The sequence below is a fragment of the Azospirillum sp. TSO35-2 genome, from assembly GCF_003116095.1.
In the GTDB taxonomy this organism is placed as follows: domain Bacteria; phylum Pseudomonadota; class Alphaproteobacteria; order Azospirillales; family Azospirillaceae; genus Azospirillum.
Genome location: NZ_LGRA01000018.1, coordinates 599,772 through 614,206 on the forward strand (window position 1 = coordinate 599,772; position 14,435 = coordinate 614,206).

General features: G+C 70.1%; 14 protein-coding genes. 10 read left to right on the forward strand and 4 right to left on the reverse strand.

The window, feature by feature from the left end:
* Positions 1–55: 55 nt before the first annotated feature.
* A complete protein-coding gene (locus tag TSO352_RS13620; RefSeq protein ID WP_109107853.1) occupies positions 56–2,263 on the forward strand; it encodes an ATP-binding protein in 2,208 nt (735 codons plus the stop codon).
* Positions 2,264–2,284: 21 nt separating this feature from the next.
* Here TSO352_RS13620 and pdxY read toward each other — a convergent pair whose 3' ends face one another.
* Positions 2,285–3,145 (reverse strand): pyridoxal kinase PdxY, encoded by an 861-nt coding sequence (gene pdxY / locus TSO352_RS13625; RefSeq protein WP_109107854.1) that lies wholly within the window; start codon positions 3,143–3,145, stop codon positions 2,285–2,287.
* A 206-nt stretch (positions 3,146–3,351) separates the two neighbouring features.
* Between pdxY and TSO352_RS13630 the strand changes: the two genes are divergently transcribed.
* Positions 3,352–4,233, forward strand: coding sequence for a CoA ester lyase (locus TSO352_RS13630; protein ID WP_109107855.1), 882 nt, complete (start codon positions 3,352–3,354; stop codon positions 4,231–4,233).
* A gap of 102 nt (positions 4,234–4,335) precedes the next feature.
* The gene (locus TSO352_RS13635) at positions 4,336–4,626 is read left to right on the forward strand and encodes a KGG domain-containing protein (protein WP_109107856.1); all 291 of its coding nucleotides are present in this window, start codon (positions 4,336–4,338) and stop codon (positions 4,624–4,626) included.
* A gap of 112 nt (positions 4,627–4,738) precedes the next feature.
* Here the strand turns inward: TSO352_RS13635 and leuB are convergent, their stop codons facing one another.
* From leuB to TSO352_RS13650, 3 genes are all read right to left on the reverse strand, one after another.
* Entirely contained in the window at positions 4,739–5,854 is a 1,116-nt protein-coding gene (gene leuB, locus TSO352_RS13640) for a 3-isopropylmalate dehydrogenase (protein WP_109107857.1), read from the reverse strand.
* A 72-nt stretch (positions 5,855–5,926) separates the two neighbouring features.
* On the reverse strand, positions 5,927–6,538 hold the full coding sequence (gene leuD / locus TSO352_RS13645; RefSeq protein ID WP_109107858.1) for a 3-isopropylmalate dehydratase small subunit: 612 nt from the start codon (positions 6,536–6,538) through the stop codon (positions 5,927–5,929).
* 141 nt (positions 6,539–6,679) lie between these two features.
* On the reverse strand, positions 6,680–7,921 hold the full coding sequence (locus tag TSO352_RS13650; RefSeq protein WP_247872083.1) for an MFS transporter: 1,242 nt from the start codon (positions 7,919–7,921) through the stop codon (positions 6,680–6,682).
* Between the two features lie 106 nt (positions 7,922–8,027).
* Between TSO352_RS13650 and TSO352_RS33230 the strand changes: the two genes are divergently transcribed.
* The 7 genes from TSO352_RS33230 (at position 8,028) to mtaB (ending at position 14,412) form a co-directional block, all read left to right on the forward strand.
* Entirely contained in the window at positions 8,028–8,168 is a 141-nt protein-coding gene (locus tag TSO352_RS33230; RefSeq protein WP_158284590.1) for a LysR family transcriptional regulator, read from the forward strand.
* A gap of 69 nt (positions 8,169–8,237) precedes the next feature.
* Entirely contained in the window at positions 8,238–8,921 is a 684-nt protein-coding gene (locus tag TSO352_RS13660) for a LysR substrate-binding domain-containing protein (protein WP_109107860.1), read from the forward strand.
* Positions 8,922–9,033: 112 nt separating this feature from the next.
* Positions 9,034–10,659: a hypothetical protein gene (locus TSO352_RS13665; protein WP_109107861.1), complete on the forward strand. Its 1,626-nt coding sequence runs from the start codon at positions 9,034–9,036 to the stop codon at positions 10,657–10,659.
* A 78-nt stretch (positions 10,660–10,737) separates the two neighbouring features.
* Positions 10,738–11,778 (forward strand): glycosyltransferase family 2 protein, encoded by a 1,041-nt coding sequence (locus tag TSO352_RS13670; RefSeq protein ID WP_109107862.1) that lies wholly within the window; start codon positions 10,738–10,740, stop codon positions 11,776–11,778.
* Positions 11,779–11,783: 5 nt separating this feature from the next.
* Entirely contained in the window at positions 11,784–12,206 is a 423-nt protein-coding gene (locus TSO352_RS13675) for a GtrA family protein (protein ID WP_109108319.1), read from the forward strand.
* Positions 12,207–12,301: 95 nt separating this feature from the next.
* Complete coding sequence (gene dapF / locus TSO352_RS13680; RefSeq protein ID WP_109107863.1) at positions 12,302–13,138, forward strand: diaminopimelate epimerase; 837 nt, start codon at positions 12,302–12,304, stop codon at positions 13,136–13,138.
* Positions 13,135–14,412, forward strand: coding sequence for a tRNA (N(6)-L-threonylcarbamoyladenosine(37)-C(2))-methylthiotransferase MtaB (gene mtaB / locus TSO352_RS13685; RefSeq protein WP_199231597.1), 1,278 nt, complete (start codon positions 13,135–13,137; stop codon positions 14,410–14,412). The genes dapF and mtaB overlap by 4 nt, the downstream gene beginning before the upstream one ends.
* Positions 14,413–14,435 lie beyond the last annotated feature (23 nt).

Consider the following 14,435-nt stretch of genomic DNA (forward strand, 5'->3'; position numbering starts at 1 on the left):
TCTAATGAAGACGCTCCGTTCCGCCTGACCGTCTTTCCAGGAAGCCACAACGCCGATGGCCGCTCCCAGGCCCCATCTCCCGTCCCGTTCCGTCGCCGGCCTGGCGCGGACGATGCGTGGCGGGTTGGGGTCGGTCCGGTTTCTGATGATGGCCTCCGGCCTCGCCTTCGTCCTGGTGGTGAACGCGCTGATCGGTTACGGGGTGTTCCAGGGGCGGCGCGAGGCGATCGACGCCGGCGAGCGCGCCACCCGCGACCTCGGCCGCATGCTGGAGGCGCAGACGCTGCGCACCGTCTTCGCGGTGGACCAGCTGTTGCGCGACCTCACCTTCGCGCTGAACACCCATGGCGAGGGGCTGCACCGCGGCAGCCCGTTGATCCACGAGCACCTGCGCCAGCGCCGCGACGCCTTTCCCGAGGTCGCCGACCTGGTGGTGATCGACCGCGACGGCTTCGTCCTGCACCATTCCGCCGCCGTGCCGCTACCGGCCCTCGCGCTCAACGACCGCGCCTATGTCATCGCGGCGCGCGACCGCGCCGACACGGACCGGAACGGCCTGTTCGTCGGCGCACCGATCGTCAGCCGGGTGATCCCCGGCACCCGCGTCATCCCGTTCAGCCGGCGCTGGGCGGCCGACGCCACGCCGGAGGGCGGAGCGGACGGCTTCCGGGGCGTGGTGGCGGCGCTGGTCGACCCGACGCGGCTGGCGGCAACGCTGGAGTCCAAGCGCATCGACCGCAAGGGCAGCGTCATCCTGGCGCTCGACGACGGCACCGTGCTGCTGGAGCGGCCGCAGGACCGCCTGCACCTCGACAGCCTGGCCGGCTGGCCGACGATCCGGCAGGCGCTGGCGACGCAGGACGAGGCGACGCTGCGCGACGACGCACCGGTGGCCGGAATGACGGGCGGCCCGGCGGGACGTGTCGACAGCCTGGTCAGCGTGCGGCGGGTGCAGGGCTATCCCTTCGTCATCGTGGCGACGCTGCCGGTCAGCGCCGCGCTGGCCGACTGGCGACGCGACGCCGCCGCCTGGACCGCCGTCGGCGCGGTGATGACCATCGCCATCACCCTGCTGACCGTCTTCGTCGTCCGCCAGCACGCCCGGCGCGAGGAGGATCAGGCGCGGTTGGCCCGCGCCTCCCGCCGGACCCGCGGCATCCTCGATTCCATGCTGGACGCGGTGGTCACCTTCGACACCGTCGGCCGCATCGTCACCTTCAACCGCGCGGCCGAGCTGATGTTCGGCGTTCCGGAGCGCGCGATGATCGGCCAGCCGATCGAGGCGCTGATCCCCGACGCGCGGGCCGGTGCCAACGACCGCGACCTGACCGCGCTGCGGCGCGACGGCCGCGCCTTCCCGGTCGGCTTCACCGTCAGCGACCTGCGGCTGGGCGGCGGCCCCTGCGCCCCGGCGGCGGGCGGCATCCGGCCGGAGGAGCCGCACATCTTCGTCGGCGTCATCCGCGACATGACCCGCCGCAAGCAGCAGGAGGCGGAACTGATCGCCTCCAAGACCCAGGCGGAGCTGGCCAACCGGGCGAAGAGCCAGTTCCTCGCCAACATGAGCCACGAGCTGCGCACCCCGCTGAACGCCATCATCGGCTTCGCCGAGGTGCTGGACAGCGAGTTCTTCGGCACCGTGAACGAGCGGCAGAAGTCCTGCATCACCGACATCCACGACAGCGGCCGGCACCTGCTGGACATCGTCAACGCGGTGCTGGACATGTCCAAGCTCGATTCCGGCCAGTTCGAGCTGTGCGAGGAGCCGGTCGAATGCCACGAGGCGGTGGGCCAGTGCCTGATGATGGTGCGCGACCGCGCCGCCGCCGGCGGGGTGGCCATCCACAACGACCTCGCCGCCGCGGTCGCCACCCTGTGGGTCGACCGCCGGGCCTTCAAGCAGGTGATCCTGAACCTGCTGTCCAACGCGGTGAAGTTCACCCCGGCGGGTGGCAATGTCACCGTCGCCGCCGGACGGGACCGGGACGGCGGGTTCCGCCTGACGGTGACCGACACCGGCATCGGCATCCCGCCGGACTTCATGGCCGACCTGTTCCAGCCCTTCCGCCAGGCGGAGAACGCCGCCAACCGGCGGTTCGAGGGCACCGGGCTGGGCCTGTCGATCTCCAAGAACTTCATCGACCTGCATGGCGGGACGCTGACCTGCCGCAGCACCCCCGGCGCCGGCACCACCATGACGGTGCGCCTCCCGGCATCGCGGGTGGTCGACGACCCGACCCACGCCGCCACCGGAACGGTGTAGGCGGGCCGGTGTCGGAACGGGTCAGCGCAGGCGGGTGGCGGTGAAGCGCCGCTTGGGCGCGACGAAGTCGTCCTGCGCGGCGATCAGTTGAAGCTCGCGCGTGCCCATCCGCTTGGTCGTCTCGAAGATGGCGAAGATCGCCGCCGCCGCCTTTTCCAGCGCGTCGGCCGGGTCGAAGGCGGTCAGGTAATGGGCGAGGAACAGCGCCGCCACCGCGTCGCCCGACCCGTTGGGCGGCGGGTCGAAGACCAGACGCGGCGTCGCCACCAGCCAGGCGCCGTCGGTGCCGTCCACCAGCATCTCGATGCTATCGGCGTCGGCGTCGCTGCGGGTCAGGCTGGTCACCAGAACCAGCCGCGGCCCGCGCGCCCGCAGCGCCGCGGTCGCCGCCAGCGCGTCGTCCAGCGTGGAGACGGTGCGGTCGGTCAGATACTCCAGCTCGAACTGGTTCGGCGTCATCAGGTCGGCGGCGGGCACCGCGTGCTCCTTGATGAACTCCGGCAGGCCGGGCCGCACGAAGAAGCCGCGGCCGACATCGCCCATCACCGGGTCGCAGCAATAGACCGCCTTGGGGTTGGCGGCCTTGACCCGCGCCGCCGTCTCGACGATCACCTGACCCAGCCCGACGTCGCCCATATAGCCGGACAGCACCGCGTCGAAGGTCGGCAGCACGCCGCGGGCGTCGATGCCGTCGACCACGTCGGCGATGTGCTCCGCCGTGAAGACCTGCCCGGTCCAGGCGCCGTAGCCGGTGTGGTTGGAGAACTGGACGGTGTTCACCGCCACGGCGTCGATGCCCAGCCGTTGCAGCGGGAACACCGCGGCCCGGTTGCCGACATAGCCATAGGCGACGTGCGATTGGATGGTGAGGACGGTCTTCATGGGGCAAGAGCCTATGCGACGCCCCGCCAACGGTAAAGCCGCCGACTCCGGCCCCGTCCACCCGGCCAGGGGCATGGCTGCCATGCGTGGACGTTCGACCGAACGGGCTGTGGCGGCGTGGCCCATGGACAGCGCCGGGGCGCGCGGCTAAAGCTGGCCGCACCAACCGTTCGCCTTTTCCCACTCGCAGTTTCCGGGACACCGCCATGGTCATGACCGTCCGCCCCCGCCGCAGCGTGCTCTACATGCCGGGCTCGAACGCCCGCGCCCTGGAGAAGGGGCGCAGCCTGCCCGCCGACGGGCTGATCCTCGACCTGGAGGACGCGGTGGCGCCCGACGCCAAGGCCACCGCCCGCGACACCATCGCCCAGGCGCTGGCCGGCGGCGGCTATGGCGGGCGCGAGCTGATCGTCCGCACCAACGGGCTGAACACCCCCTGGGGCTACGACGACCTGCGGATGGCGGCGACCAGCGGCGCCGACGCCGTGCTGCTGCCGAAGGTGGAGAGCGCCGACGCCGTCCGGCAAGCCGAAGCGGTGCTGCGCGCCGCAGGATCTCCGGACAGCCAGACGATCTGGTGCATGATGGAGACGCCGCTCGGCGTCCTGAACGCCAAGGAGATCGCCGGCGCCTCCCCCGCCGTCGGCGCGCTGGTGCTTGGCACCTCGGACCTCGCCAAGGACCTGCACGCCGCCCACACGGCGCAGCGGCTGCCGATGATCACCAGCCTTGGCCTGTGCCTGCTGGCGGCGCGGGCCTACGGGTTGGCGATCCTGGATGGCGTGCATCTCGACCTGAACGACGACGAGGGCTTCGCCGCCTCCTGCCGGCAGGGACGCGAGTTGGGATTCGACGGCAAGACGCTGATCCACCCCAAGACCATCGCCGCCTGCAACGCCGCCTTCGCCCCCGACGCTGGCGAGATCGCCCACGCCCACCGCATCATCGCCGCGCACGCCGAGGCGGCGGCCGCCGGAAAGGGCGTGGTGCTGGTCGACGGCAAGCTGGTGGAGAACCTGCACGTCGAGAACGCCCGACGCCTGGTTGCGCTGGCCGACGCCATCAGCCGGCTCGACGCGATAGAATAAGATCGCGCACCAAACGTTCCGTTGCGGAATCTGTTCGTCGGTTGGAACCAACCGCCCGTCTGCCCGGTTGTCCATTCAACAAGGCACAGTCGGAGGTTGGTTATGGCCTCGAAAGAGAGCGGTCGCACGTCCGGCCGCGGATTCGCGTCGATGGACCCCGATCGGCAACGCCAGATCGCCAGCAAAGGCGGTGAAAGCGTGCCGGCCGACAAACGCAGCTTTTCAAAGAACCCGGAACTCGCCGCAGAGGCTGGGCGCAAAGGGGGGCGCAGCGTGCCCGCCTCGTCGCGCAGCTTCTCGAAGAACCCCTCGCTGGCGGCGGAAGCCGGTCGCAAGGGCGGACAGGCGAGCCACGGCGGCCGCACGGCCGACCGCCCGGCCGGGAGCGATTGAAGGCTTGCATGGGAGCATGAAAAAGCCTCCGCCCTCGGATTGAGGACGGAGGCTTTTTCGCTCAAGCCGTCAGGCCGGAGAGGCCATCAAGCCAATCGGCCCATCAAGCCGATCAGGACGCGACCTTGTCCAGCTCGCGCAGGATCGAGTCACCCATCACCGTGGTGGAGCAGCGCGCCATGCCCGGGGCCATGATGTCGGCCGTGCGCATGCCGCCGCCCAGCACGTTCTGGATGGCCTTTTCGATCAGCTTGGCGTCCTCGTCCAGGTTGAACGAGTAGCGCAGGCACATCGCGAAGGACAGCAGGGTCGCGCAGGGGTTGGCCAGGTCGCGGCCGGCGATGTCCGGGGCAGAGCCGTGCACCGGCTCGTACAGCGCCTTGCGGCTGCCGTTCGCGTCCGGGGCGCCGAGCGAGGCCGACGGCAGCATGCCGAGCGAGCCGGTCATCATCGCCGCCTCGTCCGACAGGATGTCGCCGAACAGGTTGTCGGTGACGATCACGTCGAACTGCTTCGGGTTCTTCAGCAGCTGCATGGCGCCGTTGTCGGCGTACATGTGGCTCAGCTCGACGTCCTGGAACTCCTCCTGGTGGAGCTTGGTCACTTCCTGCCGCCACAGCAGGCCGGACTCCATGACGTTCGCCTTCTCCATCGAGCAGAGCTTGTTGCCGCGCTTGCGGGCCAGCTCGAACGCGACGCGGGCGACGCGGCGGATTTCCGACGTCGTGTAGACCTGGGTGTTGACGCCGCGGCGCTCGCCGTTGCCGATGTCGGTGATGCCGCGCGGCTCACCGAAATAGACGCCGCCGGTCAGCTCGCGCACGATCAGGATGTCGAGGCCGCGGATGACGTCGGCCTTCAGGGTCGAGGCGTCGACCAGCGCGTCGAACACCACCGCCGGGCGCAGGTTGGCGAACAGGCCGAGTTCCTTGCGCAGGGCCAGCAGGCCGGCTTCCGGACGCTTGGTGTAGTCGGTGGGGTTGTCCCACTTCGGGCCGCCGACGGCGCCCAGCATCACCGCGTCCGCCGCCAGCGCTTCGGCCAGCGTCGCGTCCGACAGCGGCACGCCGTGGGCGTCGATCGCCGCGCCGCCGACCAGACCTTCGGACACGTCGAAGGTGACCTTGCGCTTGCGGTCCATCCAGTCGACGACCCGGCGGACCTGGCGCATCACCTCCGGACCGATGCCGTCACCGGGGAGGAACAGAAGCTTCTTATTGGCGGGCATGGCGCACGCACTCCCAAAAAGTCAGACGTCAAGAAGACAGGGCTGTGGAAATCGGGGGCTGGACGGGGGCGGTCAGCCCCACATCCACGGCTGGCCGGCGCGCTGCTTGCCCTCGTACCCGTCGATCTGGCCGACCTGCTGAAGCGTCAGGCCGATGTCGTCCAGGCCGTTCAGCAGGCAATGCTTGCGGAACGGGTCCAGCTCGAAGGTGATGGAGCCGCCGTCGGGGCCGGTGATGGTCTGCTTCTCAAGGTCGACCGTTATGACGGCGTTCGACCCGCGCGACGCGTCGTCGAGCAGCAGGTCGACCTGCTCCTTCGGCAACTTGATCGGCAGGATGCCGTTCTTGAAACAGTTGTTGTAGAAGATGTCGGCGAAGCTGGGGGCGATGATGCAGCGGATGCCGAAGTCGGCCAGCGCCCACGGCGCATGCTCCCGCGAGGAGCCGCAGCCGAAATTGTCGCCGGACACCAGAATGCTGGCGCCGCGGTAGGCCGGCTTGTTCAGGACGAAGTCCGGGATCTCCTGCCCATCGGGGGTGTAACGCATCTCGTCGAACAGATGCTTGCCCAGCCCCGTCCGCTTGATGGTCTTCAGGAACTGCTTCGGGATGATCATGTCGGTGTCGACGTTGATCATCGGCAGCGGCGCCGCAACGCCGGTGAGAACCGTGAACTTATCCATCGCCAGAAATCCTGTCGCGCAAGAAGGCGCAAGCGTGCGCATGCAGAGCGTGGTGAATAGCAGACCGAACAAGCCATTGCCAGAGGAAGCTTGCCCTTTTCCCCACGCGCGGCGAGCGAACAGGCATGCGCAAATGCGCCATTACGCATGATTCTTGCGCAAAACCCCCGCCGATTCAGCCCTGAAGCGCAACGCCAGGACCAAGGCCGCCGCCAGCGCGCCGATCGCCAGCAGGAAGGACAGCCACAGCGCCGCCGCGTCGCCGAACCGTTCGATGACCAGCGCGTACAGCAGCGGGGCCAGCGCCGAGGCGAAAAAGCCGGGGGTGATGAGGCGCCCGACGGTCTGACCATAGTGCGCCGGGTCGAACAGCACCAGCGGCAAGGCGCCGCGCACGATGGTGACCAGCCCATTGCCGGCGCCGAACAGCAGGGCGAAGGCGATCCCGGCCGCCGGCGTCGCCCCGAACGCGACGGGAAGCGGGAATCCGGGCACCACCAGCGCGGTCGCCAGGATGGCCAGCCCGAAGGCCGACAGGCGCTTGCCGAACTGGATCTCGGCCAGACGGGCGGCCGACTGGCCGACGCCGCGCAGCGTGGACACCCACACCGCCAGGGCCGGCGCCATGCCGAGCCCGCCCAGCAGCCCGATCATGTGGGCGGACATCCCCGAATTCAGCATGCCGGTCAGCGCCACGATCAGCGCGTAGAGGACCGGGGCCAGCCGGGACGGCGGCGCCGACGGCGCGGGGGTGGGTGATGGCCGGCCGGATGGCGCCGGCGCGGCCTCCACATGACGGTCCGCCGGGATCTGGCGGTGCAGCGGCACCGTCGCCAGGGCCAGCACCGCATAGGCGCACAACGCGCCGCGCCAGCCGACCGCGTCCGCCAGCCCCTGCCCGACCGGCCACATCACGGTGGAGGCCAGCCCGCCGAGCAGGGTGATCTGCGAGATCGGCGTGCGCGCCGCGCGGCCGCCGATGCGGGCCAGCGCGGCGAAGGCGGCGTCGTACAGCGTCATCCGCATGGCGAGGCCGAGCACGATCCAGGCGGCGTAATAGGCGACCAGTTCCTGCGCCAGCGCCAGCCCCAGGCACCCGGCCGCCATCAGGACCGAGCCGGCGACCATCACCGGCCGGCCACCCCGCCGGTCGATGCCGCGCCCGACGCGGGACGACACCAGCCCCATGACGATCAGCGCCACGGTGAAGCCGCCATGGATCGCCGGCAGCCCATGCCCCAGATCGGCGGCCATCGCCACGCCGAACAGGCCGATCAGGTAATAGGACACGCCCCAGCACAGAAGCTGCGACAGCCCCAGCGCCCACACCAGCCGCGCCGGCACCGCCGAATCATCGCGCCGGACTCCGTTCCGTTGCTCCACGCCCCACCATTCCGCCGGTCGATGTTTGATGAGCCCCACGGTAGCGGCCGCCCGCCCTCCCGAAAAACGACTTGTTCTGCGGCGACCCTTGAGAAAAAATCAACGGATGCCCAGCCCCCTCCCCCCGCTCAACGCGCTACGCACCTTCGTGGCGGCGGCGCGCCACGGCAGCTTCCGCGCCGCCGCCGACGAGCTGTGCGTCACCACCGGCGCCGTCAGCCGGCAGATCCGCCTGCTGGAGGAGTGACTGGGGCTGGCTCTGTTCGACCGGTCGCGCCGGCAGGTCCGGCTGACCCCGTTCGGCGCCCGCTATTTCGTGCGGGTCGCCGACCTGTTCGACCAGTTGGCCACCGCCACCGGCACGCTGGGGGAGGTCGACGCCCGGCGCACCGTCCATCTCGACTGCATCCCGACCTTCGCGATGCACTGGCTGCTGCCCCGGCTGCCAGCCTTCAAGGCGGCTTTTCCCGACGTCGAGCTGTCGCTGTTCACCGCCCCGGACCGGATCGACCTGTCGCGCCCGCTCGACTACGCCATCCGCCGCGATCCCGGTCATTTCGGCGGCCTGACGCCCACCCCGCTGATGGTCGAGCGCTCGGCGCCGGTGTGCAGCCCGCGCCTGCTGGCCGAACTGGACGTGGCGGCGATGCCGGACGGGCTGGCGGAGCGCACCATCATCACCATCCGGGCCCGCCCCGACCTGTGGCTGCACTGGTGCGCCGCCAACCGGATCGGCGCCGACCGGCTGCGCAACCGGCTGGAGGTCGACCACACCTTTGTCGCCATCCAGGCGGCGGAGGATGGCTTGGGAATAGCGCTGGTGCCGCTGCTGTTCATCGACCAGCGGCTGGCCGGCGGCCGGCTCGTCACCATTCCGGGCTGCCCGGCGGTGGAGACCGGGCGCTATTTCCTGCTGGAGCATTACCACCGCGATCATGTCGCCCTGCCGGGGCTGCCCGACTGGCTGCGCCGGCAGGACGCAGCCGTTTCACCGGGCTGACGCGCCCCGACCGCCATGGCAGCCGTCACGGCGGCCCTTGCGGTGGACGTGGCAGCCGCCTACCAAGTCGCCACCCGTGCGTTCCCCCAACGACCAAGGCCCAGCCGATCCGATGTCCACCCTCGACGACGACCGCCGCGCCCGCCTCGCCGGCCGGGCTTTCCTGCTGCTGGCGCCGCTGGCCTACGGGCTGCTGACGCTGGCCTTCGGCATGGACGCCAACTGGGACCTGCGGAACTACCACTGGTACAACGGCTACGCGATGCTGACCGGGCGGATCGGGCGGGATCTGCTGCCGGCGCAGATGCCGACCTTCTACAGCCCGCTGCTGGACGTGCCCTTCTACCTGCTGGCCAGCCATCTGCCGGCGCGGGTGGCCGGGTTCATCTGGGGAACGGTCCAGGGCGTTAACCTGTCGCTGCTGTTCCTGCTGGCATCGTCCTGCCTGCGGAATGGTCCGGCTCTGCAACGAACCTTGATCGCCATGGCACTGGCGGTGATGGGCGGGCTGGGCGGCGGCACGCTCGGGCTGATCGGCACCACCTTTCAGGACAACGTCGTCAGCCTGGGCGTGCTGGGGGCGCTGGTGGTGGTCGCGCGTGGGCTGCCCGGGATTCTCGACGGACGGGCGCTGCCGGCGTTCGGGCGGGTGGCGGCGGCCGGGCTGTTCGCCGGGGCGGCGATGGGGCTGAAGAATCCGACGGTGATCTACGCCGTCGGCCTCTGCCTCGCCTTCCTGGCGCTGCCCGCGGCGCCGTGGCGGCGGCTGTGGCTGGCCTTCTTCTTCGGGATCGGGGTGCTGGGCGGGCTGGCGTTGGGCGGCGGGGTCTGGATGGCCCATCTGTGGCACGATTACGGGAACCCGGTGTTCCCGCACATGAACCACATCTTCAAGTCGCCTTTCGCCGCGCTGTCCGACTACGTCAATGTCGGCTTCTTCCCGCCGAGCCTGCTGGCGCGGCTGTTCTTCCCGTTCGTCTTCACCGTCTCGCCCCTGACGGTGGGCGAGGTGCCATGGTTCGACCTGCGGGTGCTGGCGCTGTTCGTTCTGGTACCGGTCGGATTCGTCGGCGTCCTGGCCGGCCGATCGTTGGGAAAGCGGAATGACTGGCTGACCGAGGGGCCGGCGACGCGTTACCTGCTGGTGGCGCTGACCGTCACCTACGCGCTGTGGGTGGTGATGTTCTGCATCTACCGCTACCTCGTGCCGCTGGAGATGCTGGCGCCATTGGCGCTGGTGATGGCGGTGGGGCTGCTGCCGCTGGCGCACCGGCTGCGCATCGGGCTGGCGGTGGCGCTGCTGGCGCTGGTGCAACTGACGGTGCAGCCGGCCGACTGGGGCCGCATCCCCTGGCCCACCGGCGCGGACCAGCGCTGGGTGACGGCGGAGGTGCCGCCGATCGAGGACGCGGACGACACCATGGTGCTGATGGCCGGCTATTGGGCCATCGCGCACGTCATCCCGTCCTTTCCGCCGCGAACCACCTTCGTGCGCATCCAGTCCAACTTCCTGCAGCCGGATTCGGTCGGCAACGGCTATCTCGCCATCCTGAAGGACAAGGTGGCGGCCCACCGCGGCCCGTTCCTGATGCTGAGCACCGTCCCCGACACGGCCGGAGCCGCCAAGGCGGCGGCGCTGATGGGGCTGCGGCTCGATCCGCAGCGCTGCCGGGTGATCCCCAACAATCTCGGGGAACCCCTCAACTTGTGTACAGTCTCCCGGGAGACAGTGGAATAATCGCCCCGTTTGTGCTGTTTATCGCCCCGTCATCACTCCGCGCCGCCCCTGCCCTTTTCCGAGCCCGAAGCCCCGACCATGACCGTATCGACCGTCGACCGCCCCGCCTCCGCCCCCGGCACCGCCGATTCGGGAACGCCGCTGGACGCCACGATGGCCGGCCCGGCCCCCACCATCGCCGTGCTGGTCCCCTGCTACAACGAAGAGGCGGCGATCGCCTCCGTGGTGCAGGACTTCCGCGCGGCGCTGCCCGACGCCATCGTCTATGTCTACGACAACAACTCGTCGGACCGGACGGTGGAGGTGGCGCGCGCCGCCGGCGCCGTGGTCCGGCGCGAGCCGCTGCAGGGCAAGGGCAACGTCATGCGCCGCATGTTCGCCGACATCGAGGCGGACGTGTATGTGCTGGTCGACGGCGACGCCACCTACCACGCGCCCAGCGCCCCGCTGCTGGTCAAGCGCCTGTGGGAGGAGCAGCTGGACATGGTCAACGGCGCGCGGGTGACCGACATCGTCGCCGCCTATCGGCCCGGCCACCGCTTCGGCAATCTGGTGCTGACCGGCATGGTCGCCAAGATCTTCGGCAGCCGGATCAACGACATGCTGTCGGGCTACCGCGTCTTCTCACGCCGCTTCGTGAAGTCCTTCCCAGCGCTGGCCAGTGGTTTCGAAACCGAAACGGAGCTGACCGTCCATGCGCTGGAACTGCGCATGCCGATCGCCGAGGTCAAGACCCCCTACAAGGACCGTCCGCCCGGGTCGCACAGCAAGCTGAACACCATCCGTGACGGCATCCGCATCCTGCGCACCATCGTCATCCTGGTGAAGGAAGAGCGGCCGCTGCCCTTCTTTTCCGCCCTGTTCGGCCTGCTGGCCCTGCTGTCGGTGATCCTGGGCATCCCGGTCGTCACCACCTATTTCGCAACCGGACTGGTCCCGCGCTTCCCCACCGCCCTGCTCGCCACCGGGCTGATGCTGCTGGGCTTCCTCAGCCTGACCTGCGGGCTGATCCTGGACACCGTCACCCATGGCCGCCGCGAGGCCAAGCGCATGCATTACCTGTCGCTGCGCGCGCCGGGCAACCACCCGCCGCTGGCCCAGCCGGACGCGCGGCGTTGAGCGGCGTGGTGGCCGGACTGCTCGACAGTCGGCTCGGCCGGCTCGGCGTGCAGTTCGCCAAGTTCGGCGTGGTCGGCATCATCGGGCTGGTGGTGGACACGGTCGTGCTCTACGCCGGGCTGGCGCTGGGGCTGCAGTTCTTCGCCGCCCGCGTGCCGTCCTTCTTCGCCGCCGCCACGGCGACCTGGGCGCTGAACCGCGCCTTCACCTTCCGCGGCGCCGCCAACGAGCCGCTGCACCGCCAGTGGGCCAAGTTCATCGCCGCCAACGCCATCGGCGGCGTGGTGAACTACGGCGTGTCGGTCGGATTGGAGTCCGGCGTGGAGACGGTGGCGGCCCACCCGTTCCTGGCCGTCGCCGCCGGCTCCATCGCCGGCATGTTCTTCAACTTCGCGGCGTCCAAGCATCTGGTGTTCAAGGGGGCGTGACAAAAGGCGGCGCGTCGGCGGCCACGGCGGCTGCGAGCCTGCGTTGCGCGGCGCCTTATGGACTTATCCCCGCCGCTCGCCATATAACGGCGGTCATGACCCGCGACTTCCTGAAGATGCATGGCCTCGGCAACGACTTCGTCGTGATCGACGCCCGCTCCACGCCGTATCGGCCGTCCGAGGCCGAGGTGCGCGCCATCGCCGACCGCCGGACCGGGGTGGGCTGCGACCAGTTGATCGTTCTGGAGCGGACGGACGCGCCGGGCGCCGCCGCCTTCATGCGCATCTTCAACGCCAACGGCAGCGAGGCCGGCGCCTGCGGCAACGCGTCGCGCTGCGTCGGCTGGCTGCTGATGGAAGAGAGCGGCGGCGACCGCGCCAGCTTCCAGACCGCCGCCGGCCTGCTGCACGCCAGTTGGGCCGACAACGGCCGCATCACCGTCGACATGGGCGAGCCGCGGCTCGACTGGAGCGCCATCCCGCTGGCGGAGCCCGCCGACACGCTGCGGGTCGATGCGGTGGAGCATGGCGGCTTCGCCGGCCCGGTCGCGGTCAACATGGGCAACCCGCACGCCGTCTTCTTCGTGAACGACGCCGAGGCGGTGCCGCTGGAGGAGGTCGGCCCGGTGTTCGAGCACCACCCGGCCTTCCCCGAGCGCGCCAACATCGAATTCGCCCAGGTGCTGTCGCCCACCGCCATCCGCATGCGGGTGTGGGAGCGGGGCGCCGGAATCACCCAGGCCTGCGGTTCCGGCTCCTGCGCCACGCTGGTCGCGGCGGTCCGCCGTGGCCTGACCGGCCGCAAGGCCGACATCCTCCTGGACGGCGGCACCCTGACGATCGAATGGACGGAGGACAACCGCGTCCTGATGACCGGCCCGGTGGCGCTGAGCTTCAGCGGGCGGCTGTCGCCCGCACTGGTTTCGGAATGAGCGACAGCACCGACGACACCATGACGCAGGCCGGCCCCGAGATCGTCACCTTCGGCTGCCGGCTGAACACCTACGAGTCCGAGGTGATGCGCAACCACGCGCGCAGCGCCGGGCTGGACGATGTGGTGATCGTCAACACCTGCGCGGTGACGTCGGAGGCCGAGCGCCAGGCGCGCCAGACCATCCGCAAGCTGCGGCGGGAGCGGCCGGACGCGCGCATCGTCGTCACCGGCTGTGCGGCACAGATCGACCCGCAGCGCTTCGCCGCGATGCCGGAGGTCGATCAGGTCCTGGGCAACCAGGAAAAGCTCCAGCCCGAAAGCTGGGGCCTGCCGCCGACCGAGAAGGTGCTGGTCAACGACATCATGTCGGTCAAGGAAACCGCCGGTCACCTGATCGGCGGGTTCGAGGACCGCGCCCGCGCCTTTGTCCAGGTCCAGCAGGGCTGCGACCACCGCTGCACCTTCTGCATCATCCCCTACGGCCGAGGGCCCTCGCGCTCCGTCCCGATCGGCGGCATCGTCGAGCAGGTCCAGGCGCTGGTGAAGGCCGGCTACAACGAGGTGGTGCTGTCCGGCGTCGACATCACCAGCTATGGCCCCGACCTGCCGGGTGCGCCGTCGCTGGGCCAGATGGTCCGCCGGCTGCTGGCGTGCGTGCCGGAGTTGCCGCGGCTGCGGCTGTCCTCCATCGACTGCATCGAGATGGACGAGGACCTCTGGCGCCTGATCGAGAACGAGCCGCGCCTGATGCCGCACCTGCATCTGTCGCTCCAGGCCGGCGACGACATGGTGCTGAAGCGGATGAAGCGCCGCCACGGCCGCGCCGACGCTATCGCCTTCTGCGAGCGCGTGCGCCGCATCCGCCCCGACGTGGTGTTCGGCGCCGACTTCATCGCCGGTTTCCCGACGGAAACCGAGGAGATGTTCCAGAACACCCTGCGGCTGGTGGAGGAGTGCGGCCTGACCTGGCTGCATGTCTTCCCCTACAGCCCGCGCCCCGGCACGCCGGCCGCCCGCATGCCGCAGGTCGACGGCGCCGTCCGCAAGGAACGCGCTGCCCGCCTGCGTGCCGTGGGTGCGGAGGCGGAGGCGCGGACGCTGGCCGGGATGGTCGGCCGCAGCGCGACGGTGCTGGTGGAGAAGGACGACCTCGGCCGGACCGAGCAGTTCGCCGCGGTGCGCCTGGGGACCACCGCCTTCCCCGCCGGTTCGCTGGTCCCCGCCACGATCACCGGCGTGACGGACGGCGTGCTGGTCGGCAGCCCCCGTTGATCGTGATATCGGCCCCTCTCTGA

What these genes read in the sequence shown, in the direction of transcription:
- mtaB (WP_199231597.1), top strand. Translation starts at nt 13,135, where the DNA reads ATGAGCGACAGCACCGACGACACCATGACGCAGGCCGGCCCCGAGATC.
- pdxY (WP_109107854.1), bottom strand. Translation starts at nt 3,145, where the DNA reads ATGAAGACCGTCCTCACCATCCAATCGCACGTCGCCTATGGCTATGTC.
- TSO352_RS13635 (WP_109107856.1), top strand. Translation starts at nt 4,336, where the DNA reads ATGGCCTCGAAAGAGAGCGGTCGCACGTCCGGCCGCGGATTCGCGTCG.
- TSO352_RS33230 (WP_158284590.1), top strand. Translation starts at nt 8,028, where the DNA reads ATGCCCAGCCCCCTCCCCCCGCTCAACGCGCTACGCACCTTCGTGGCG.
- leuD (WP_109107858.1), bottom strand. Translation starts at nt 6,538, where the DNA reads ATGGATAAGTTCACGGTTCTCACCGGCGTTGCGGCGCCGCTGCCGATG.
- TSO352_RS13665 (WP_109107861.1), top strand. Translation starts at nt 9,034, where the DNA reads ATGTCCACCCTCGACGACGACCGCCGCGCCCGCCTCGCCGGCCGGGCT.
- TSO352_RS13630 (WP_109107855.1), top strand. Translation starts at nt 3,352, where the DNA reads ATGGTCATGACCGTCCGCCCCCGCCGCAGCGTGCTCTACATGCCGGGC.
- leuB (WP_109107857.1), bottom strand. Translation starts at nt 5,854, where the DNA reads ATGCCCGCCAATAAGAAGCTTCTGTTCCTCCCCGGTGACGGCATCGGT.
- dapF (WP_109107863.1), top strand. Translation starts at nt 12,302, where the DNA reads ATGACCCGCGACTTCCTGAAGATGCATGGCCTCGGCAACGACTTCGTC.
- TSO352_RS13620 (WP_109107853.1), top strand. Translation starts at nt 56, where the DNA reads ATGGCCGCTCCCAGGCCCCATCTCCCGTCCCGTTCCGTCGCCGGCCTG.
- TSO352_RS13670 (WP_109107862.1), top strand. Translation starts at nt 10,738, where the DNA reads ATGACCGTATCGACCGTCGACCGCCCCGCCTCCGCCCCCGGCACCGCC.